Source organism: Acidovorax sp. GW823-FHT01C06 (assembly GCF_058798375.1).
On the sequence record NZ_JBXAKN010000008.1, the window covers coordinates 96,023 to 116,510 of the forward strand.

16 protein-coding genes are annotated in these 20,488 nt (G+C 69.0%); 7 read left to right on the forward strand and 9 right to left on the reverse strand.

Annotation, left to right across the window (positions count from 1 at the left end):
- Positions 1-9: 9 nt before the first annotated feature.
- Positions 10-1,668: an NAD+ synthase gene (locus AC1RCS_RS16980; protein ID WP_369642752.1), complete on the reverse strand. Its 1,659-nt coding sequence runs from the start codon at positions 1,666-1,668 to the stop codon at positions 10-12.
- A gap of 80 nt (positions 1,669-1,748) precedes the next feature.
- On the opposite strand from AC1RCS_RS16980, the gene AC1RCS_RS16985 reads away from it, so the two are divergent.
- The gene (locus AC1RCS_RS16985) at positions 1,749-3,008 is read left to right on the forward strand and encodes a GNAT family N-acetyltransferase (protein ID WP_218294488.1); all 1,260 of its coding nucleotides are present in this window, start codon (positions 1,749-1,751) and stop codon (positions 3,006-3,008) included.
- 58 nt (positions 3,009-3,066) lie between these two features.
- Here AC1RCS_RS16985 and AC1RCS_RS16990 read toward each other — a convergent pair whose 3' ends face one another.
- Together AC1RCS_RS16990 and AC1RCS_RS16995 are read right to left on the reverse strand one after the other, a co-directional pair.
- Positions 3,067-4,812 carry a methyl-accepting chemotaxis protein gene (locus AC1RCS_RS16990; protein ID WP_492245480.1) on the reverse strand — a complete coding sequence of 582 codons (1,746 nt, stop codon included), beginning with the start codon at positions 4,810-4,812 and terminating at the stop codon, positions 3,067-3,069.
- Between the two features lie 373 nt (positions 4,813-5,185).
- Positions 5,186-5,701 (reverse strand): chemotaxis protein CheW, encoded by a 516-nt coding sequence (locus AC1RCS_RS16995; RefSeq protein WP_369642754.1) that lies wholly within the window; start codon positions 5,699-5,701, stop codon positions 5,186-5,188.
- Positions 5,702-6,057: 356 nt separating this feature from the next.
- Here AC1RCS_RS16995 and AC1RCS_RS17000 point away from each other — a divergent pair, with 356 nt between their 5' ends.
- Positions 6,058-6,864 (forward strand): alpha/beta fold hydrolase, encoded by an 807-nt coding sequence (locus tag AC1RCS_RS17000; RefSeq protein WP_218340960.1) that lies wholly within the window; start codon positions 6,058-6,060, stop codon positions 6,862-6,864.
- A gap of 129 nt (positions 6,865-6,993) precedes the next feature.
- On the opposite strand, the gene AC1RCS_RS17005 is transcribed toward AC1RCS_RS17000, so the two are convergent.
- The 3 genes from AC1RCS_RS17005 to ppa form a co-directional block, all read right to left on the reverse strand.
- The gene (locus AC1RCS_RS17005; RefSeq protein WP_492245479.1) at positions 6,994-8,817 is read right to left on the reverse strand and encodes a methyl-accepting chemotaxis protein; all 1,824 of its coding nucleotides are present in this window, start codon (positions 8,815-8,817) and stop codon (positions 6,994-6,996) included.
- 237 nt (positions 8,818-9,054) lie between these two features.
- Complete coding sequence (locus AC1RCS_RS17010) at positions 9,055-10,212, reverse strand: esterase-like activity of phytase family protein (RefSeq protein ID WP_492245478.1); 1,158 nt, start codon at positions 10,210-10,212, stop codon at positions 9,055-9,057.
- 297 nt (positions 10,213-10,509) lie between these two features.
- Entirely contained in the window at positions 10,510-11,049 is a 540-nt protein-coding gene (ppa, locus tag AC1RCS_RS17015) for an inorganic diphosphatase (protein ID WP_218297607.1), read from the reverse strand.
- Between the two features lie 268 nt (positions 11,050-11,317).
- Here ppa and AC1RCS_RS17020 point away from each other — a divergent pair, with 268 nt between their 5' ends.
- Together AC1RCS_RS17020 and AC1RCS_RS17025 are read left to right on the forward strand one after the other, a co-directional pair.
- Positions 11,318-13,399, forward strand: a complete 2,082-nt coding sequence (locus tag AC1RCS_RS17020) for a sodium-translocating pyrophosphatase (protein ID WP_492245477.1) — start codon at positions 11,318-11,320, stop codon at positions 13,397-13,399.
- 114 nt (positions 13,400-13,513) lie between these two features.
- Entirely contained in the window at positions 13,514-15,862 is a 2,349-nt protein-coding gene (locus AC1RCS_RS17025; protein WP_492245518.1) for a DUF1631 family protein, read from the forward strand.
- Positions 15,863-16,138: 276 nt separating this feature from the next.
- On the opposite strand, the gene AC1RCS_RS17030 is transcribed toward AC1RCS_RS17025, so the two are convergent.
- Genes AC1RCS_RS17030 through AC1RCS_RS17040 form a run of 3 tightly spaced genes read right to left on the reverse strand, consistent with a single transcriptional unit; the run spans position 16,139 to position 18,633 of the window.
- Complete coding sequence (locus AC1RCS_RS17030; RefSeq protein WP_492245476.1) at positions 16,139-17,554, reverse strand: sensor histidine kinase; 1,416 nt, start codon at positions 17,552-17,554, stop codon at positions 16,139-16,141.
- Positions 17,551-18,225: a response regulator gene (locus AC1RCS_RS17035; RefSeq protein WP_218297611.1), complete on the reverse strand. Its 675-nt coding sequence runs from the start codon at positions 18,223-18,225 to the stop codon at positions 17,551-17,553. Before AC1RCS_RS17035 ends, AC1RCS_RS17030 begins: the two co-directional genes overlap by 4 nt.
- A gap of 6 nt (positions 18,226-18,231) precedes the next feature.
- Positions 18,232-18,633, reverse strand: a complete 402-nt coding sequence (locus AC1RCS_RS17040) for a PepSY domain-containing protein (protein WP_492245475.1) — start codon at positions 18,631-18,633, stop codon at positions 18,232-18,234.
- Positions 18,634-18,746: 113 nt separating this feature from the next.
- Here AC1RCS_RS17040 and AC1RCS_RS17045 point away from each other — a divergent pair, with 113 nt between their 5' ends.
- Genes AC1RCS_RS17045 through AC1RCS_RS17055 form a run of 3 tightly spaced genes read left to right on the forward strand, consistent with a single transcriptional unit; the run spans position 18,747 to position 20,488 of the window.
- Positions 18,747-19,151 carry a DUF1924 domain-containing protein gene (locus AC1RCS_RS17045; RefSeq protein WP_218297613.1) on the forward strand — a complete coding sequence of 135 codons (405 nt, stop codon included), beginning with the start codon at positions 18,747-18,749 and terminating at the stop codon, positions 19,149-19,151.
- A gap of 12 nt (positions 19,152-19,163) precedes the next feature.
- Positions 19,164-19,688, forward strand: coding sequence for a diheme cytochrome c (locus AC1RCS_RS17050; RefSeq protein ID WP_492245474.1), 525 nt, complete (start codon positions 19,164-19,166; stop codon positions 19,686-19,688).
- A gap of 44 nt (positions 19,689-19,732) precedes the next feature.
- The gene (locus AC1RCS_RS17055) at positions 19,733-20,488 is read left to right on the forward strand and encodes a cytochrome b/b6 domain-containing protein (protein WP_218297615.1); all 756 of its coding nucleotides are present in this window, start codon (positions 19,733-19,735) and stop codon (positions 20,486-20,488) included.

Sequence of the window (20,488 nt, forward strand, 5' to 3'; positions counted from 1 at the left end):
GCCGAAGCGTCACGCCCTGAATTTGCTAGTGATAGGGTAACGCCAGTCCTTGCCGAAGCTACGGCGCGTGACGCGAATCCCTACGGGAGCCTGGCGGCGCTTGTACTCGTTGAGCTTGATGAGGCGCGTCACACGCTCCACATCGGCGCGCGCAAAACCGCTGGCGATGATGGACTCGATGGGCTCATCGTTCTCCATGTAGCGCGCCACGATGGCGTCCAGCACTTCGTAGGGCGGCAGGCTGTCCTGGTCTTTCTGGTCGGGGCGCAGCTCGGCGCTGGGCGGGCGGGTGATGATGCGCTCGGGAATGGGACTGGCGCCCGTGCCATACGGATCGTTGGCGTTGCGCCAGCGCGCCAGGTCGAACACCCGTGTCTTGGCCACGTCCTTGATCACCGCGAAGCCACCCGCCATGTCGCCATACAGCGTGCAGTAGCCCGTGGACATCTCGCTCTTGTTGCCCGTGGTGAGCACGATGGCGCCGAACTTGTTGGACAGCGCCATGAGCAGCGTGCCCCGGATGCGCGCCTGCAGGTTTTCCTCGGTGGTGTCCTCGGCCAGTCCCGCGAAGTCGCTCGCCAGCGCGGCCTTGAAGGCCTCGAACTGCGGCTTGATGGAGATCTCGTCGTAGCGCACGCCCAGGCGGGCAGCCATGTCGCGCGCATCGATCCAGCTGATGTCGGCCGTGTAGGGCGACGGCATCATCACCGTGCGCACCTTGTCGGCGCCCAGCGCGTCCACGGCAATGGCCAGCACCAGGGCCGAGTCGATGCCGCCCGAGAGCCCCAGCAGCGCGCCCGGAAATCCGTTCTTGCCCACATAGTCCCGCACCCCCAGCACCAGGGCGTCCCACAGGTCCGCCTCCAGGCTTTTCTCCGGCGCGATGTCTGCTTCAATTTTGATAGCATCCTGCGCTTGCTGGACTTGCGCAAAGACCAGTTTTTCTTCAAACCCAGGACCACGACCAGCCACCGAGCCGTCGGCGTTGAGCGCGAAAGAGCGGCCCTCGAACACCACCTCGTCCTGCCCGCCCACCAGGTGGGCGTACACCAGCGGCAGGCCGGTCTCGGCCACGCGTTCGCGCATGGTCTGCTCGCGTTCGGCGCTCTTGCCCAGGTGGAAGGGCGATGCATTGATGACCGCCAGCAGCTGCGCGCCCGCGGCCGCCGCATCGTGCGCCGGCGCGGCGAACCAGGCGTCCTCGCAGACCAGCAGGCCCACCCGCACGCCCTCCACCTCGAACACGCAGGGCGCGCTGCCCGCCACGAAGTAGCGGCGCTCGTCGAACACCTGGTAGTTGGGCAGCTCGCGCTTGGCGTAGGTCTGCTCGATGCGGCCCTCGCGCAGCACGCTGGCGGCATTGAGGCAGGCGCTGAACGCAGGCGCATCGGGCGACACCGCCTGCGGATGGCCCAGCACGATGGCCAGGCCTTTCAACCCTGCCGTCTCGCGGGCCACGGTTTTCACGGCATCATCGCAGGCCGCGATGAAGGCCGGGCGCAGGAACAGGTCTTCGGCGGCATAGCCACAGATGGCGAGTTCGGGCGTGAGCAGCAGCCGGGCACCCCGGGCATGGGCTTCGCGGGCCGCGGCAATGATCTTCTGCGCGTTCTGGGGCATGTCGCCCACGACAAAGTTGAGCTGCGCAGTGCAAATGGAGAGCGTCATGGAACTGGAATCGGCCCCTGCGGCCAGGTTGAATACCGCCACTGCGGACCCGCGGCACCGGGGGTGGAGCGGGGGATCGCATGGCTGAAGCCGCCATTATCGCCCGCGTACTCGCATCCCCGCTCGACGTCGGGGCCGACGCCTGGAACGCCCTGCTCGCCCGGCAAAGCCACCCCACGCCCTTCATGCGGCACGAATACCTGGCCGCCCTGCACGAAAGCGGCAGCGCCACCCCACGCACCGGCTGGGCCCCCCGGTTCATGACCCTGTGGGAGGACGGCACGCTGATCGCGGCCTGCCCCCTGTACCTCAAGAGCCATTCGTACGGCGAGTATGTGTTCGACTGGGCGTGGGCCAGCGCGTATGAGCAGCACGGCGTGCCGTACTACCCCAAGGCCGTCGTGGCCGTGCCTTTCACGCCCGTGCCCGGTACGCGCCTGATGGCGCGCGACGAGGCCACGCGCGCGCTGCTGGTGCAGGCCGTGTGCCAGTGGTGCGGGGAGGAAAACGTCTCTTCCGTGCATGTGCTGTTTGCCAGCGACGACGACGCGCGGACCTGCGCGGGGCGCGACCTGATGCTGCGGCACACCGTGCAATTCCACTGGAAGAACCAGGCTCCCGCGCCCGGCGGCGGGGACGGCTACCGCAGCTTCGACGAATTCCTCGCCAGCCTGTCCCAGGAAAAACGCAAGAAGATCCGCCAGGAACGCCGCCGCGTGGCCGATGCGGGCGTTACGTTCCGGTGGGCACGCGGCACGGACATCCCGCAGGCGGACTGGGATTTCTTCTACCGCTGCTACGAGCGCACCTACCTCGAGCACGGCAACCCGCCCTACCTCACGCGCGACTTCTTCGCGCGCATGGCCGCGCAGCTGCCCGGCGCCTGGCTGCTTTTCATCGCCGAACGCAACGGGCGGCCCATTGCCAGCAGTCTGATAGCTGTCGGCGCGGATTCATCAAGCGCCAGCGGCCCAAACGCCCATGAACCCGTGGCGTATGGCCGCTACTGGGGGGCGCTGGAGCGCGTGGACTGCCTGCATTTCGAGGCCTGCTACTACCAGCCCCTGCAGTGGTGCATCGAACACGGCGCGCGGCGCTTTGAAGGCGGTGCCCAGGGTGAACACAAGATGGCCCGCGCGCTGCTGCCGGTGCAGGCCACCAGTGCCCACTGGCTGGCGCACCCGGCCTTCGCCGAAGCGGTGGAGCGGTTCCTGGCGCGCGAAAGCGAAGGCGTCCAGCACTACCTGGACGAACTGCAGGAGCGCAGCCCGTTCAGGCAGGCGCCGCCGGGGGCAGAGGCCAGGGCCGCCTTGGCTCCGCACGGCGCCGGCACGGGCTGAGGGAGAGGCCGCAGCCCCAGCCCCGTCTCCTTCCGGCCCCTTCCAGCCCGGGCGCCTGTCAGAAGCTCTCCCAGTCATCCTCCGCGCCCGCCGCCACGGGCTGCGGTGCAGGGGACTTCGGCCTGGCCGCCGCGATGGAAGGTGGCCGCGCGGCGGGGGCCGCCTTGCCGCCGGCGGGGCGCATCGCGGCACCCGCCGCCCGCAGGGCGGGCCGGGGCGGCGCCGCGACGGCGGCGGCAGCAGCGGCGGCCACGGGCCGGGACTGGTCGGACGAGAGCTTGAACACCGCCACCGCGCCCACCAGCGCCTGGGCCTGCTGGCTCAGGCTGCTGGCGGCCGCGGCCATTTCCTCCACCAGGGCCGCGTTCTGCTGCGTCACCTGGTCCATCTGCGTGATCGCCTCGCCCACCTGCGACACGCCCTGGCTCTGCTCGCTGCTGGCCGCGCTGATCTCGCCCATGATGTCCGTCACGCGGCGGATGGAGGACACCACCTCGGTCATGGTGACGCCAGCCTTGTCCACGAGCACCGAGCCCTGCTCCACGCGCTCCACGCTGGCGGTGATCAGGGCCTTGATCTCCTTGGCCGCCTCGGCGCTGCGCCCGGCCAGGCTGCGCACCTCGCCCGCCACCACGGCGAAGCCACGCCCCTGCTCGCCCGCGCGCGCCGCCTCCACCGCCGCGTTGAGCGCCAGGATGTTGGTCTGGAAGGCAATGCCGTCGATCACGCTGATGATGTCGGCGATCTTCTTGCTGCTGTCGTTGATGCCCTTCATGGTCTCGACCACCTCCGACACCACATCGCCGCCCTGCCCCGCCACGGTGGATGCGCTCATCGCCAGCTGGTTGGCCTGGCGCGCGTTGTCGGCGTTCTGCTTGACGGTGGAGCTGAGCTCCTCCATCGACGCCGCCGTCTCCTGCAGCGCGCTGGCCTGCTGTTCGGTGCGGCTGGACAGGTCGTTGTTGCCCGACGCAATCTCGGCACTGGCAGACGCCACACCCTGCGCATTCCCGCGTACCCCCGATACCACATGGGCCAGGTTGTCGCGCATGGTGGTCAGGCCGCCCAGCAGCAGGGAGATCTCGTCCCTGCCCCGCGCATCGATCGGCACCGTCAGGTCGCCCCGCGCCACCGAATCGGTGATCTGCACCGCATTGCCCAGGGCGCGCGATATCTGCCGGATCATGGCGCCGCCCATCAGCACCGCCAGCACGATGCCCAGCACGACGGCCGTGAGCGCGACGGCGCGAATCGCCTGAAAGCTCGATTCGGCCCGGTCGTACTCGGCCTTGGCCCGGTCCAGCTGCACCTGCATGAGCAGGCCCAGCACGTCCTGCAGCGGGTCGATGGCGGGGTACATCTCCTTGGCGGCGAACGCCGTCAGCGCCGCCGTGTCGCCCGATCGGAAATGGCCGGTCAGCGTGTCGGCGGCCGCGTCGGCCTTGGCCTGCAGGGGCTTGAAGCGCTCGACCAGCTGGGCTTCCTCGGGCACGAGGTGCGTGGCCAGGTAGGCCTTCCAGTTGGTGTCGATCGCCTTGCGCGCATCGGCCACCGACTGCTGGCCCTGGGCAGGCGTCATGGCCCCGTCGCGCACCTTGTGCGCGGTATCGACCACGTTGACCGCATACATGTCCGCGACCACCTTGATCTGCTTGAGCGGCACCACCCGGTCGTCATACACCGACTTGAGCCCCGCGTTGGACTGCCCCATGCCGAACAGGCCCGCCGCGCCCACCAGCAAAACGAGCAGGCACAGCGCCGCCAGCAAGCCGGCGAGGCGCGTGGATATCTTGAACTGGCTCATGGCAGCGCTCCTGAAGTGGGGAAAGAGAAAGGGGACCGGGAACTGGACGGCAGCCCGGGGCGCCCGTCGAGGCGATGACGCCATGGCGCGCGCGGGCGAAGGAGAGCGGGATTGCGGGCGATGCGGGGCCCGTGCAGGCAGGCACCGCCCCACGGGCGGGCAGTGCGGGAATCAGCAGAGTCGGAGCCGCGAACCATGAGAGAACTCCCGGCGGAAGACCAACACGTCCCAAGGGCGGGCCCGCCGCCCTGGAACCGGTACACGCGCACGGTCCGGGCCGGGGCCCCTGGCACCCAGCATAGCGCGTTCTGTTACGTTTGCGAACGCCGTGAGGGCGATAAACCACAGGCCCCCGCCGTGAGGCCTTGCGGGCCTACCTGGCGACCTGGGCGATCAGCCCGGTCTCCTCGCTACTGAGCAGCGCCTCGATGTCCATCACGATCAGCGTGCGCTCGCCCAGGCTGGCAATCCCGGTGATGAAGGCCGGGTCCACGTGGCCCTGGCGCTCGAACTGGGGGGCGGGCTTGATGAGGTCGGCGGTCAGCGAGGCCACGTCGGCCACGGCGTCCACGACCACGCCCACCACGGCCGTGCCGATGTCCAGGATGATGACCACCGTGAACTCGGTGTAGCTTGCCTCGGGGCACTGCAGCTTCAGGCGCAGGTCCAGGATGGGGACGATGCGCCCGCGCAGGTCGATCACTCCTTTGATGAAAACCGGGGAATGCGCCAGGCGCGTCGGCTGCTCGTAGGAGCGGATTTCCTGCACCCGCAGGATGTCGATGCCGTACTCCTCCGCCCCCAGCCGGAAGGTCAGGTACTCGCCCGCAGGCGCGGCGGCGGTGGCCGCTGCGGCGGGACGGGACGAGGAGGCAGGGGCTGCGATCATGGCGCGGGCTTTCGGAAAGCAAGGGATGGAGGGGCCGAGGAACGTCTGGACGGTCTCCCGCAGGCGGGGCGGGCCGCGCGGATGCGTGCGGGCGCGGGCACAGCAGCATAGCAGCCGGCGATGGCCAGGACCTGCCTCGCGGCGCGGGGCCCGCCGTCCCCGGGGCGCCAGCGCAGGCCTCGCGGCCTGGAATTGGAGAGCTAGCTCCATTCGGGCGCCCTGCCCGCCCGCGAAAAAATGCTACCGTCGCCCACGGTGCGCCGTGCAGCCCTTCCCTTCTTTTCCTGGAAGGCCCTGCACGGCACACCCGCAAGCCACACGACATGGCGCCCCGCTTTGTTTGAAATGATGAACCGATGCCCTTCTTCAGCAAGAAAGAAACCGATCCCGCCGACATCCCGCCGCCAGGCCTGCCGCTGCTGGCCCTGGAACTGCGGGCCCCTTGGGAGTTTGGCGCGGTGCTGCCCGCCTGGCCCGTGCTGCAGCGTGCCCCGCTGGGCGATGGCCACACGGTGATCGTGTTCCCCGGCCTCACGGCGGGGGATGCCACCACGGTTCCGCTGCGCCGCTACCTGGAGTCGCGCAACTACGAAACCCAGGGCTGGGGCCAGGGGTTGAACCTGGGCCCCAGGGACGGCGTGCTGGAAGCCGCCAAGCGCCAGCTGCAGGAGGCCAGCGAGGCCAGCGGCGGCAAGGTGAGCCTGGTGGGCTGGAGCCTGGGCGGCATCTATGCGCGAGAGCTGGCCAAGGAAATGCCCGGCCTGGTGCGCTGCGTGGTGACGCTGGGCACGCCTTTCGCCGGCCCGCACACCTCCACGAACGCGTGGCGCATCTACCAGTTCGCCAGCGGCCGCAGCATCGAGCGCGAAACCGAGAGCTACAACCTGCCCGAGGCCCCGCCCGTGCCCACCACCAGCATCTACTCGCGCACCGACGGCGTGGTGGCCTGGCGCGGCAGCATCCAGTCGCCAGCCGCGCACAACCCCCACACCGAGAACATCGAGGTGGTCGCCAGCCACTTCGGCATCGGCCTGAACCCCAGCGCCTGGTGGGCCGTGGCCGACCGGCTGGCACAGCCCCACGGGCCGGACGCCATGTGGCAGCCCTTCGAGCGGCCGGGCCTGCCGGGGCTTCAGCTGATCTACCCCGACCCGGAACGCTGAGCCGCCCGCGCAAGAAAAAAAGCACGCCCGAGGACTCCTCCTCCCGCGTGCTTTGTTTTTGATAGCTGCCAGCGCTCGGGTATCAAGCGCTAGCAGCCTATTTGGCTTGCATTCTTCGCAGGCTCCCGCTCAAAAGCTCTCCCAATCGTCATCGCTGCCCGCCGGTGCGGCGGCGGGCTTGGGGGCGGGCGGTGCCGCGGGCCGGGGGGCTGGCAGGTGGGCGGCAGGGGCCGTGCTGTTGCGATGGCCATCCCGTGCCGCCGCCGTGCCGCCGCGCGGGGCCAGCGCGGGCGGCGGGGGTGCCGCCGCCACCCGCCGGGCCGCGGGCATGGCCGCGGCGGGGGGCCGCACCGGCGCCGCCGTTCCGGGCTGCGCCCCGGCCTCCAGCTTGAACACCGCCACCGCATTCACCAGGTCTCCGGCCTGCGCATTGAGCGCGCTGGCGGCGGCCGCCATCTCTTCCACCAGGGCCGCGTTCTGCTGCGTGGCCTGGTCCATCTGCGTGACCGCCTCGCCCACCTGCGACACGCCCTGGCTCTGCTCGCTGCTGGCCGCGCTGATCTCGCCCATGATGTCCGTCACGCGGCGAATGGCCCCGACCACCTCGGTCATCGTGGCGCCCGCCTTGTCCACCAGCGCGGTGCCCTGTTCCACGCGCTCCACGCTGGTGCCGATCAGGGCCTTGATTTCCTTGGCGGCCTGCGCCGAGCGCCCGGCCAGGCTGCGCACCTCGCCCGCCACCACGGCGAAGCCCCGGCCCTGCTCGCCCGCGCGGGCCGCCTCCACCGCCGCGTTGAGCGCCAGGATGTTGGTCTGGAACGCAATGCCGTCGATCACGCTGATGATGTCGGCGATCTTGCGGCTGCTGTCGTTGATGCCCTTCATGGTGTCCACCACCTCGGCCACCACGTCGCCGCCCTGCTGGGCGACGGTGGAGGCGCTCATCGCCAGCTGGTTGGCCTGGCGCGCGTTGTCCGCGTTCTGGCGCACCGTGGAGCCCAGCTCTTCCATCGAGGCGGCCGTCTGCTGCAGCGCCGAGGCCTGCTGCTCGGTGCGGGCCGACAGGTCGTTGTTGCCCGAGGCGATCTGCGAGCTGGCCGAGGCCACGCCTTCGGCGTTGCCGCGCACGCCCGAGACCACGCGCGCCAGGCTGTGGCGCATCTCGCCCAGGGCGGTGAGCAACTGGCCCATTTCATCCTTGCCGCCGGGCGGCACCTCGGAGGTGAGGTCGCCCCCGGCGATCGCACGGGCGGCCTGCACGGCATGGCGCGCAGGGCCCGTCACGGCGCGGGTGATGCCGATGCCCAGCACCGCCGCCAGCGCCACGCACACCGCCAGCGTGCCCAGCACCCAGATACGCGCCAGCGAGAAGACCTGGTAGGCATCCTCCTTGGCCTGCTGCGCGGCCTCGGTGTTGATCTTCTGCAGCTCGCCCAGTGTCTCGGCGGTGGCCACGAACGCGGCCTCGGACTCGCCCGCATAGAGCATGCCCAGCGCGTCGCTCGTGAGCTCCAGGGTTTCGGTGGTGCTGAAGTCCACGTTCCGGGCGATGTCCATCAGCTTGGCCTGCAGCTCCACATAGGCGGCCTTGCGCTTCTTGTAGGCGCCGTAGACCTCGCGCTCCCTGGGGATGTCGATCAGGGCTTCGTACGTGGTTTCGACGCGGTCCAGGTCCTTGTGGCGCGCGGCCACCTGTTCGGAGAACGCCTTGACCTCGGCCGCGTTGCGCGCGGTGACCATCCCCGCCTCCGAGCGGCGCATGCGGTTGAGCAGCACCCGCAGTTCGCCGGTCTGGGACACGCTGGGCAGCAGGTTGGTGGCGATCTCGTCGGCATTGGCATGGATGCGCGACATCTGCACCAGCGCGATGGCGCCCAGCAAGGCCGTGAACAGCACCAGCGACAGGAATCCCACGCCCAGTTTGACGCCGATGCGCAGATCGGAAATTTTCATGAATCACCCTTCCGGAGGGCGCCGCCACGGCCGCCCCCATTTGTAACAAAATGCTGAGCCAGTCTATCAGTCCGGCGCGGCATCTTCTCTCAGGTGTTTCACGGTTTCGGCGTCCACGCCGGGCGCGGCCTGCGGCCGCAGCGGCCTCCAGACGCTTCCAATTCGATAGCTGCCCACGCCGTGCCGGCGGGCACCGGGCGGCCGCCGGGCGCCTCAACCGGGCGCCGCTCCCAGGCGCTACTGCGGCAGCACCTCGAACACGATGAACTGGCTGGCCTGGGTGTCGGCCGTGAAGTTATTGTCGGCCGCCAGCACGAGCGTGCGGTGGCCGTTGGGCAGCGTGTGGCCCCAGGTGATGGCCTCGATGTTGTCCAGCTTCACGCCCTGGTAGGCCAGCGGCATCTCCAGCAGCACCCGCCGCGTCATGGGCGCATAGGTGGCGCCCGCCAGGCGCGGGGTGCCGATCACATCGGTGGTGGCGCCGGTGATCTCGGTCCACACCAGGCGGATGGTGTTGCCCACGCCCGAGGCAAAGGCACGCTCCACCGCGATGAACTGGCCGTTGCCCACGGCCAGCAGGTCCGACAGGCCGTTGTCGGGCCCGAACGGCGCGCCCGGGGCCGCGTCCACCGGAATCGGGGGCAAGGCGTACGCGTACTGGCCCCGGGGCCGGCCGGAGCCTGGGTCGAAGGCCGTCACGCGCACCACGCTGCCGGCCTGCAGCGTGGTGAGGGGCCCGTCCTGGACCAGCGCGTCCTCGTTGGCCGCGTACACCGTGCCGTCGGGCGCCACCGCCAGCGCCTCGAAGACCTTGTTGCTGCGCGCGCCTTCCGTGGCGTTGTCCACGTAGCGGTACATGGCGGGCATCGCCAGTTCGCGCACGAAGGCTCCCTGGGCCGTCATCTGCCGCACGAACGGCTGGAAGCGGCTGGCGGCCGTGGGGCTCCAGTTGCCTTCCGAGGCCCAGTACAGGCTGCCGTCCGGTGCGGTGCGGATGGCTTCGGGGTCCACCGTGCGGGCCGTGGCGGGGAACGGCGTGCCGTCCTCGCGCAGCATGTTCGCCTGGCGGTTGATCTTGACCGTGACGTTGCCGCTGGCACCGTAGTCGATGCCCAGGTTGTAAAAGCGCGGCGTGCCCCGCTCGCCGCCTCGGTCGTCCGAGATCGCCCAGTAGCTGCCGTCCGCCGCCCGGTCCAGACCCGAGATGCCGCCGAACTCGACCCCTTCGAACACCGTGCCCGTGGGCAGTGACGCACTGCCCAGCAGCCGCAGCGAGGCAATGGGCTGTGCGCGGCCATCGTCACCGTTGCCACCGCAGCCCGCCAATGCAGCCGCCATCGCCACGGCGGTTGCCACGCCCACGGCCATGCGCCGCCATGAATGCACCAGTGCCATCGCCGCCGCTCCCGCCCTGTCGGGCCGTTGATTGAATGGAATGAATGAACCAGGAAAGCGCCAGAGCCTAGGGCGGCCGTGTTGCGGGACCATGACAGACGGGACCGGGCGCGGCAGACCGGCACCGCGCGGGCGTGCCGCCCCCCGGCCATGAAAAAAGCGCACAGGCCAGGAACCTGCGCGCTTTCACCAATTGCTTCTATTTTGATAGCTGCCAGCGATTTACCATCAATCGCTGGCGGCCTCCACGGACTCCAATCCGGCACGAACGGCCGGTGCGGAGGCCGGGTGCGGGAATCAGGCGTTGCCGGACTTCTTGTAGGCCTCGATGCCGTCCGTGATTTCCTTCTTGGCGGCGTCCAGGCCTTCCCAGCCCAGCACCTTGACCCACTTGCCCTTTTCCAGGTCCTTGTAGTGCTCGAAGAAATGGGCGATGGCGTTGCGGCGCATGGCGTTCACGTCGTCGATGGTCTTCCAGTGGTCATACATGGGCAGCACCTTGGAGGTGGGCACGGCGATGACCTTGCCGTCCACGCCGGCCTCGTCTTCCATCATCAGGATGCCCAGCGGGCGGCAGGGCACGACAACACCGGGGAACAGAGGGTAAGGCGTGATCACCAGCACATCCACCGGGTCGCCGTCGCCCGACAGCGTCTGCGGCACGTAGCCGTAGTTCGTGGGGTAGTGCATGGCCGTGGTCATGAAACGGTCCACGAAAATGGCGCCCGATTCCTTGTCCACTTCGTACTTGATCGGGTCGGCGTTCATCGGGATTTCGATGACGACATTGAAGGCGTCGGGGACGTTCTTGCCTGGGGGGACGTTGTTGAGGGACATGTCTTTGGATAGTGGTTTGAAAACGATAACCCGCGAGGCATCCGGCGCTGACGCAGCGCAATGAAGCGTCGGGATTAACCCTGATTTTAGGCGCACGCCCCTTTCTGCCCGCTTGCAAACCGGCGTTTGCCTGTAAATTGGGCCCGTTGGCCAATCGACTCCTGCCGCGAAATGCCCAGGGAGCACGAGGAAGCAACGCAACGGAAGCACCACCGTCCCGCGTTGTGATGTTTCCTTCCGTGCAACTGAATATTTCAAGGAGTGACGAATGGCTGGAAATACAGCGCTGACTGCCCCTCTGATACTGGCTCTGGTTTGCGGATTGATTGCGGTGGCCTATGGCATCTGGGCCCGGGGATGGATCCTGGCCAAGGCCCCCGGCAACGCCCGCATGCAGGAGATCGCCGCCGCCATCCAGGCCGGCGCCGCCGCCTACCTCGCCCGCCAGTACAAGACCATCGCCATCGTCGGCGTGGTGCTGGCGGTTCTCATCGGCATCTTTCTGGACGGCACCACGGCCGTGGGCTTCGTGGTGGGCGCGGTGCTCTCGGGCGCCTGCGGCTTCATAGGCATGAACGTGTCGGTGCGCGCCAATGTGCGCACGGCGCAGGCCGCCACGCACGGCATCGGCCCGGCGCTGGACGTGGCGTTCCGTGGCGGCGCCATCACCGGCATGCTGGTGGTGGGGCTGGGGCTGCTGGGCGTCACGGGCTTTTACTGGTTCCTGGCGGGCAACGGCAACCTCACGCCCACGGCCAACCTGGCCAATCTGCTCAACCCGCTGATCGGCTTTGCGTTCGGCTCGTCGCTGATCTCGATCTTCGCGCGGCTCGGTGGCGGCATCTTCACCAAGGGCGCCGACGTGGGCGCCGACCTGGTGGGCAAGGTGGAGGCCGGCATCCCTGAAGACGACCCGCGCAACCCCGCGGTGATCGCCGACAACGTGGGCGACAACGTGGGCGACTGCGCCGGCATGGCGGCCGACCTGTTCGAGACCTATGCGGTGACGCTGATCGCCACCATGGTGCTGGGCGCGCTGCTGGTGGCGGCGGCTCCGGTCAATGCGGTGGTGTACCCGCTGGCGCTGGGCGCCGTGTCCATCGTGGCGTCGATCATCGGCTGCTTCTTCGTCAAGGCCTCGCCCGGCATGAAGAACGTGATGCCCGCGCTGTACAAGGGCCTGGCGATCGCGGGCGTGCTGTCGCTCATCGCCTTCTACTTCGTCACCCTGTGGATCATGCCGGACAACGCCATCATGGCCAGCGGCAGCCAGATGCGCCTGTTCGGCGCCTGCGCCACCGGCCTGGTGCTGACGGCCGCGCTGGTGTGGATCACCGAGTTCTACACCGGCACGCAGTACTCGCCCGTGCAGCACATCGCGCAGGCCTCGACCACCGGGCACGGCACCAACATCATCGCGGGCCTGGGCGTGTCGATGCGATCCACCGCCTGGCCGGTGATCTTCGTGTGCCTGGCCATCCTCTCGGCCTACCAGCTCGCGGGCCTGTACGGCATTGCGGTGGCGGCCATGTCCATGCTGTCCATGGCGGGCATCGTGGTGGCGCTGGACGCCTACGGCCCCATCACCGACAACGCCGGCGGCATCGCCGAGATGGCAGAGCTGCCCAGCAGCGTGCGCGACATCACCGACCCGCTGGACGCCGTGGGCAACACCACCAAGGCCGTGACCAAGGGCTATGCGATCGGCTCGGCCGGCCTGGCCGCGCTGGTGCTGTTCGCCGACTACACGCACAAGCTGGAGAGCTACGGCCGCGCCATCACGTTCGACCTGTCCGACCCGCTGGTCATCATCGGCCTGTTCATCGGCGGCCTGATCCCCTACCTGTTCGGCGCCATGGCCATGGAGGCCGTGGGCCGCGCGGCCGGCGCCGTGGTGGTGGAGGTGCGCCGCCAGTTCAACACCATCCCCGGCATCATGGACGGCACGGGCAAGCCCGAGTACGGCAAGGCCGTGGACATGCTGACCACTGCCGCCATCAAGGAGATGGTGATCCCCAGCCTGCTGCCCGTGGTCGTGCCCATCGTGGTGGGCCTGCTGCTGGGGCCCAAGGCGCTGGGCGGCTTGCTCATGGGCACCATCGTCACCGGCCTGTTCGTGGCCATCAGCATGTGCACCGGCGGTGGCGCCTGGGACAATGCCAAGAAATACATCGAGGACGGCCACCACGGCGGCAAGGGCAGCGAGGCCCACAAGGCCGCCGTGACCGGCGATACCGTGGGCGACCCCTACAAGGACACCGCCGGCCCGGCCATCAACCCGCTGATCAAGATCATCAACATCGTGGCGCTGCTGATCGTGCCGCTGGTGGTCAAGTTCCACGGCGGGTAGGTCGCCCGCGCCAGGCAGTCACCAGGCCTGACCCGCCTGGAATAGAGGGCAACCAGGGGCTTCGGCCCCTTTTTGCCGCGTACCATGATGGCTACCGGTATCTCTTCAGAGAAGATGGCCTTGAAACACACCGCATCGTCCGCCCCTGCCCCCTCCGACAGCCACGCCTCGCCGTACCAGCGCATCGTGCACGGCATGGTGGCGGAGTCCAGGCACCTGATGGAGCTCGTCGCCGAGGCCGCGCGCATGTCCCTGCAGGCGCGCCTGGACACCGCCCGCACCCCCGGCGAGCACCATGCCATGCTGGAAGCACGGCAGCAGCTCTCGCGGCTGGCCTTCGTGATGAGCGAGCGCTATCCCGACGCGCTGCGCAAGGCGCTCGACCAGGAAACCACGCGCAAGGATGAAAAATCCTCGCGCTCCCTGTTCACCGTCCATTTCGATGAACTCGAACTGATGGACGAGTCGCAGATCAGCGAAAGCGTCGAGCGTGCCCGTGCCCGCCAGATCCTGATCTCCGCCGTCGAGGGGCCGCTGGCCGACCTGGACGCCCTGGTGTGCGCGGCGCAGGGGCTGCCGAAAGTACTGCCCGACCAGAACCCCCTGCGCCCCGAGGTCTTCCTGCAGGCGCTGCAGGCCGTGGTGTCGCAGATGCAGGTCACGGACCAGGTGCGGCACGACTGGATGGGGCACCTGGCGCAGGCGCTGGGTACAGAGCTGCGCGGGCTGTACCTCGCCCAGACCGCGCAGCTGCGGCAAAGCGGCGTGCAGCCCGTGGGCTACGCCATGCGGCAGGCCGACGGCCAGGTCGTCTATGTCGCGCCGGCCGAGGGCGGCGCGTCCCCCGGCTTCGCCGCCGACACCGACCTGTCCGCCTCGGGGGGGGCTGCCGACCCGCTGCTCACGCTCGACCGCCTGCGCCGGCTCCTGCTGGGCGAACTCAGCGACAAGCCCGCCCCGGTACCGGAGCACGGGCCTGCGCCCCAGGAGAACTTCGCCGAGCGGTTCGCGCGCGAGTTCGAGAACCCCGATCAGCTTCCGGCGCTCGATCCACCCCCCACGGATTTCGCCATCACCGTGCCCGCCGCCTTCGAGGCACTGCAGGAGATGAACCAGGTCGGCCACATGATGGAGCGCCTGGGAAACCAGCGCCCTCCGGCGGGCGGCGGCGAGGGAGCGAGCTCCGCGGCCACGCCGCGCCGGCACGCCAGCGGGCTCGGTCAGGCCCTGAGCATGGAGGTAGTCGCGCTGATGGTGGACAACATCGCGCGCGACAGCCGGCTGCTGTGGCCCGTGCAGCAGTTCGTGCGGGCGCTGGAGCCCGCGCTGATGCAGCTGGCGCTGGCCGACCCCCGTTTCTTCAGCCACAAGGAGCATTCCGCGCGCCGCCTGCTGCAGGACATCACCGACCGCAGCCTCGCCTTCAACAGCACCGAGGCGCCCGGTTTCCAGAGCTTCATGCGGTCGCTCATGAACATTGCGGGCCCGCTGGCCACGGCCACCATCGAGGGCCCCCACGATTTCGAGCAGGTGCTGCAGCAGCTGCACGCCAAATGGGAGCAGAAAGAGCAGGCGGGCAAGCAGGAGCGCTTGCGCGCCATCGAGGCGCTGCAGCACGCGGAGCAGCGCCACCTCCTGGCGGCCAAGATATCGCGCGACATCTGGCTGCTGCCCGACATCGGCAAGGTTCCCGACGCCATCTCCCGCTTCCTGCTCGGCCCCTGGGCCAAGGTCATGGCCGAGGCGCGCCTGGCCGACAAGACCGGCAGCACCGACCCGGGCCGCTACCAGGAAGTGGTGGACGCGCTCATCTGGAGCGCGCAGCCCGAGCTGACGCGCATGAACACGGGCCAGCTCGCGCGCCTGCTTCCCAAGCTGCTGGCCAAGCTGCGCGAGGGGCTGGCGTCCATCGACTACCCCCCGGACCGGACCGAGGCCGTCTTCGCGCTGCTGATGCAGCTGCACCAGCAGGCCTTCAAGCCCACGCCGAGGCCGGCCGCTGCGCCGCCCGCGCCCTGCGCACCGCCCGCCGAGGCGAAGGCGGCGGCGCCAGCGCAGCCCGCCCCCCTCGAGGACGAAGAGCCCTGGGTCGCGCCCTCCGAAGCCAGGGAGTCGGGCTTCATGGAATCCTCGCAGTCTCCCGAGTCCGAGAGGCCGGAGCCCGTGCCGGCGCCCGAGGCGGGCGAGGCGCCAGGCATCCCCCCGCTGGCCATCGGCAGCTGGGTGAACCTGCTGGTGACAGGCAAGTGGGAGCGGACCCAGCTGTCGTGGATCGGCTCGAACGGAACCTTCTTCCTTTTCACCAGCGCCTCCGGCCACACCCAGTCGATGACCCTGCGGCTGGTGGACCGGCTCATCCAGCAAGGCGCCCTGCACGTGCTCTCCCAGCAGACCGTGGTGGACGGCGCGCTGGATGCCGTGGCCCAGATCGCCATGCGCAACAGCGTGGAGAGCAGGCTCTGATCTGCTCCTGAATCAAGAGCAGCCAAGACATATTTCACAAGCGCTGAGGGCTTTCTTGCCTCCCACCGCGCGGCGAGCCGCGCCGTCCGGCCGCCCAAGGTCCCAAATATCGTGGCACGGCCTATCGTTCCCCTGATGGTCAAACGCCACGGCGGGTGATAGGCTCTCCACGTCCAGTCCAAGGCTTTGCGACATTCGAGAGATCGAGGGGATTTGTCAGGGCCTTAGCCCGCTTCGGCGGGCTTTTTTACGCCGGTGCCGCTCCAGCAGGCCTTTTTACACAGCCTCCCGCGCGGCGGGCAACGCAAGCACCACCCGCAGGCCGCCCAGGTCGGCCGGCTCCAGGTCCAGCCGCCCGCCGTAGATGGCCGCCAGGTCCTGCACGATGGCAAGGCCCAGCCCCGTGCCCGGCACCGTCTCGTCCAGCCGCACGCCACGTTCCACAGCCTGCGCACGCTGCGCGGCACCGATGCCGGGGCCGTCATCCTCGACACTGACCACAACCTGTGGCTGCCGCCCGCCGAGGGCCTGCGCCTGCAGCCGCACGGTGGACTGCGCCCATTTGCAGGCGTTGTCCAACAGGTTGCCCAGCATTTCCTGCAGATCCTGCGCCTCGCCTGCAAAGAACAGCGGAGCATCGGGCAGCACTACCCTGATGTCCAGGCCCCTCCCGGCATGCACCTTGTTCATGACACGCACCAGTCCGCCCACCACCGGCTCCAGCGCCGTGCGCTGGCCGGGCAGGCGCGCCGATGCGGCCAAGCGTGACCGTGCCAGGTGCCAGTCGATGTGGCGCCGCGCGACCCGCACCTGGTCGTGCACCAGCGCCGCCAGCGCGCCCCCATCATCGGATGGTGAAGCGCGCGCCGCGTTCTCCAGCACGGTCAGCGGTGTTTTCAAGGCGTGCGCCAGATTGCCCGCCTGGGTGCGCGCGCGTTCCACCACCTCGGCATTGCGGCCCAGAACGGCGTTGAAGTCATCCACCAGCGGCTGCACCTCGACAGGGAATGCGCCCTGCAGCTGGGTGGCCCGCGCCTGCTGCACATCCAGCAAACCCCGCTGCAGCGCCCGCAAGGGCTTGAGCCCCACCGCCACCTGGGCCCAGGCGGCCGCTGCCAGCAGCACCAGCAGCGCAGCCAGCGACAGCGCCAGCACGCGCGTGAAGCGCGCGGTGGCCGCCTGCGTGGCCTGCAGATCGGCCGCCACGATCAGGCGCCAGCGCGCCGTTTCCGCGCCCTCGGCACGCACCGAGCGCTCCAGCACCAGCAACGGCGCGCCCTTCGGGCCAGCCACTTCATGCACATGCACGGCGCCATCGGTCAGCGCATCCACCTGCAAGGCCAGGCTGGTGTCCCACAACGAGCGCGAACGCAGCACCCCGGCACGGCCGTGTCCATCGGGGGCCATGGCGTCCACCTGCCAGTACAGGCCGGAATAGGGTTTGAGCCAGCGCGGGTCCGACAGCGCCTGCGCAGCGATCGCCGGCCGGCCCTGGGCATCAAACTCCAGGCGCGCCGTGACCTGGTCCAGCTGCTGCAGGAGGGCCGCCTCGAACTGGCGCTGCACATGCTCGCGGAACAGCCCGCTGAGCACCACGCCAGCCAGCACCACGGCCACCGCCACCCCCGCCACCGTCACGGCCAGCAGCCGAAACCGCAGGGAGCGCGACCAGTGCAGACCGCTCCAGCTCATGGCGGCACCAGGCGGTAGCCCATGCCACGCACCGTCTCGATACGGGCAGCGTGGACCGACAGCGAATGCAGCTTTTTTCGCAAGCGCCCGACAAAGACTTCGATGGTGTTGGAGTCCCGGTCAAAGTCCTGTGCGTAGATGTGTTCGGTCAGCTCGGCGCGCGATACCAGCACGCCGGGCCGGTGCATGAGGTAGGCGAGCACCTTGTACTCATGCGCCGTCAGCGCCACGGGCTGGCCCGCGCAGGTCACACGGCCACTGCGGGTGTCCAGCGACCAGTCGCCACACTGCAGCACCGCCGACGCCAGCCCGCTGGCGCGGCGGATGAGTGCGCGCAGGCGCGCCAGCAGTTCTTCCTGGTGAAATGGTTTGGTCAGGTAGTCATCGGCACCGGCGTCGATACCCGCCACCTTTTCGTGCCAGTTGTCCCGCGCGGTGAGGATCAGCACCGGCATGTTGCGCCCCTCGGCCCGCCAGCGCTTGAGCACCGTGAGCCCGTCCACCACCGGCAGGCCCAGGTCCAGCACCACGGCATCCACCGCCTCGGTGTCGCCCAGAAACTGCGCGTCGCGCCCGTTGTCGGCTTCGTCCACGGTGTAGCCAGCGCCGTGCAGCGCCGTGCGCAACTGGGCGCGCAGCAACGTGTCGTCTTCTACCAGGAGGATGCGCATGGATGGCTAATTGCGAGGCCGCTCTTGCCGGTGCTCTCGGCCGGTGCGTTGATCGTCGCGCGATTTGATGCGCAACACCTCGGCCGTGCGCGCATCCAGCTTGACCTTGGTCAACTGCCCCGCAGGTGTGAGCAGCTTGATCTCGTAAATCCAGCGATCCCGCTCCTGCTCCTGCTCCAGCTCCACTTCCAGCACCTGGCCGGGCACTTCGCGCTGCAGACGCTCCAGCACCACGGGCAACGGCAGCACCTGGCCCGCCTGCACGGCCTGCCGGGCGCGGTCGTGGTCTTCCTTGCCGCTGGCCAGAGCGTGTGGCGTAGCCAGCGCAGCGGCCCACAGCACACACGCCGCCACGTCCAGGCGCGCAACCCGGCAGCTTGTGGAGGCGCGGTAGGGGATGGAAACCATGGGTGCATTGTCCTGTCCGGTGTCTGAACGGCCGATGAACAGCCCTTTCACGCCCCGTTCAGGCAGCCATTTCAACAATGGCTGCACACGAAACAACCCACAAGGACAACACAATGCCCGCCCTCCGCACCCTGGCACTGACTGCGCTCTGCGCAATGGCGGCCACCAACATCAGCCACGCCGCAGACACCACCGCCGCCCGGCAGCTCGCGCACTGGAGCGCACAGGCCGGCAGCCCGGGCCACGCCGACAAGGGCAAGGTGTTCTTCACCACCCGACATGGCGGCGAGTGGTCTTGCGCCTCGTGCCACGGCACGCCACCCACCACGCAGGGCAAACATGCCAGCACCGGCAAGTCGATCGCACCCCTGGCCCCCGCCTTCAACCCCAGGGCCTTCACCGACACGGCCAAGATCGACAAGTGGTTTCGCCGCAACTGCAACGACGTGCTGAGCCGCGAATGCACAGCGATCGAGAAGGCCGATGTGCTGGCCTACCTCAACGCTCTCAAGCCCTGAAGCCATCGCATCATGAAGAAATCTGTTCCCCTCCGCCCGGCGGCCAGGGCCGCCGCCGTGTGCGCGCTGACCCTGCTGTCGCTCTCCAGCGCCCGTGCGGAAGGCGGGAGAGCCATGCCCCGCAACATGCCCGCCGCCTACACGCAGGAATGCGCGGCCTGCCACACCGCCTACCCACCCGGTCTGCTGCCCGCCGCATCATGGAACCGCGTGATGACGGGCCTCGACAAACACTACGGCACCGACGCATCGCTGGACGCGGCCGCCGTGCGCCAGCTCAACCAGTGGCTGCAGGCCCACGCAGGTACCTACAAGCGCGTGAACGAGGAGCCCACGGAGGACCGCATCACCCGCTCGACGTGGTTTGAACGCAAGCACCGAAGGATTGCCTCCGCCACCTGGAAGCTCGCCAGCGTGAAAAGCGCCGCCAACTGCGCGGCCTGCCACACGGGCGCGGACCAGGGGCGGTTTGATGAACACAACCTGCGCATGCCGGCGGGGCTCGATCCCCGATCGCGCCGCGCATGGAACGACTGACCGCCACGGACAGAAACCTTCGGCGTCCCCACCAGGAGAACACGATGAACAACACCCCGTCCCTTCACCCTGCCAGCACCACTGCGCAGCCAGCCCCTGCCAAGGCCTCCGGCCGCCGGGTGACCGATGCGCCCACGCGCATGTTCCACTGGCTGTTCGCACTGTGCTTTGCGGGGGCCTACGCCACGGCCGACGGTGAACACTGGCGGCTGCTGCACGTCACGCTGGGCTACACCATGGCGGGCCTGCTGGGCTTTCGCTTGCTGTACGGCATCTTCGGGCCACGCACATCGGGCCTGGGCCTGCTGTGGCGCAAGCTGGCGGGGGCCCCGGCATGGCTGCGCACCCTGCCCCAGGCCACGTCGATCGCAGGGATCAACTGGCGCCAGGGCCAGAACCTGCTGATGGCGCTGGCCATTGTGTTGCTGCTGGCGCTGGTCGTGCCCCTCACGCTCAGCGGCTATGCCACGTACAACGACTGGGGCGAAGCGCTGGGTGGCGACTGGATGGAAGAAGTGCATGAGTTTGTTGGAAACGCCTTGCTCTTGGTGGTGCTGGCTCACATCGCACTGATTGCAGGCTTGAGCGTCCTGCGGCGCAAGAACCAGGCAATGCCCATGCTGACCGGCCGGGTGGAGGGCAAGGGGCCAGACCTGGTCCCCAAGAACCGTGCCTGGCTGGCCGCCCTGCTGCTGATCGCAGCCCTGGCCTTCGGCGCCTGGCAATGGCAGCAGTCACCCAGCGGCTGGACCGCCGGCAGCACATCGGCCCAGCGCCAGCAGCACCACGAGGACGACTGA

Coding starts and splice junctions, on each gene's coding strand:
- AC1RCS_RS16985 (WP_218294488.1), top strand. CDS start 1,749: ATGGCTGAAGCCGCCATTATCGCCCGCGTACTCGCATCCCCGCTCGAC.
- AC1RCS_RS16980 (WP_369642752.1), bottom strand. CDS start 1,668: ATGACGCTCTCCATTTGCACTGCGCAGCTCAACTTTGTCGTGGGCGAC.
- AC1RCS_RS17020 (WP_492245477.1), top strand. CDS start 11,318: ATGGCTGGAAATACAGCGCTGACTGCCCCTCTGATACTGGCTCTGGTT.
- AC1RCS_RS17025 (WP_492245518.1), top strand. CDS start 13,514: ATGGCCTTGAAACACACCGCATCGTCCGCCCCTGCCCCCTCCGACAGC.
- AC1RCS_RS17055 (WP_218297615.1), top strand. CDS start 19,733: ATGAACAACACCCCGTCCCTTCACCCTGCCAGCACCACTGCGCAGCCA.
- AC1RCS_RS17010 (WP_492245478.1), bottom strand. CDS start 10,212: ATGGCACTGGTGCATTCATGGCGGCGCATGGCCGTGGGCGTGGCAACC.
- AC1RCS_RS16995 (WP_369642754.1), bottom strand. CDS start 5,701: ATGATCGCAGCCCCTGCCTCCTCGTCCCGTCCCGCCGCAGCGGCCACC.
- AC1RCS_RS17050 (WP_492245474.1), top strand. CDS start 19,164: ATGAAGAAATCTGTTCCCCTCCGCCCGGCGGCCAGGGCCGCCGCCGTG.
- AC1RCS_RS16990 (WP_492245480.1), bottom strand. CDS start 4,812: ATGAGCCAGTTCAAGATATCCACGCGCCTCGCCGGCTTGCTGGCGGCG.
- AC1RCS_RS17035 (WP_218297611.1), bottom strand. CDS start 18,225: ATGCGCATCCTCCTGGTAGAAGACGACACGTTGCTGCGCGCCCAGTTG.
- AC1RCS_RS17030 (WP_492245476.1), bottom strand. CDS start 17,554: ATGAGCTGGAGCGGTCTGCACTGGTCGCGCTCCCTGCGGTTTCGGCTG.
- AC1RCS_RS17040 (WP_492245475.1), bottom strand. CDS start 18,633: ATGGTTTCCATCCCCTACCGCGCCTCCACAAGCTGCCGGGTTGCGCGC.
- AC1RCS_RS17000 (WP_218340960.1), top strand. CDS start 6,058: ATGCCCTTCTTCAGCAAGAAAGAAACCGATCCCGCCGACATCCCGCCG.
- ppa (WP_218297607.1), bottom strand. CDS start 11,049: ATGTCCCTCAACAACGTCCCCCCAGGCAAGAACGTCCCCGACGCCTTC.
- AC1RCS_RS17005 (WP_492245479.1), bottom strand. CDS start 8,817: ATGAAAATTTCCGATCTGCGCATCGGCGTCAAACTGGGCGTGGGATTC.
- AC1RCS_RS17045 (WP_218297613.1), top strand. CDS start 18,747: ATGCCCGCCCTCCGCACCCTGGCACTGACTGCGCTCTGCGCAATGGCG.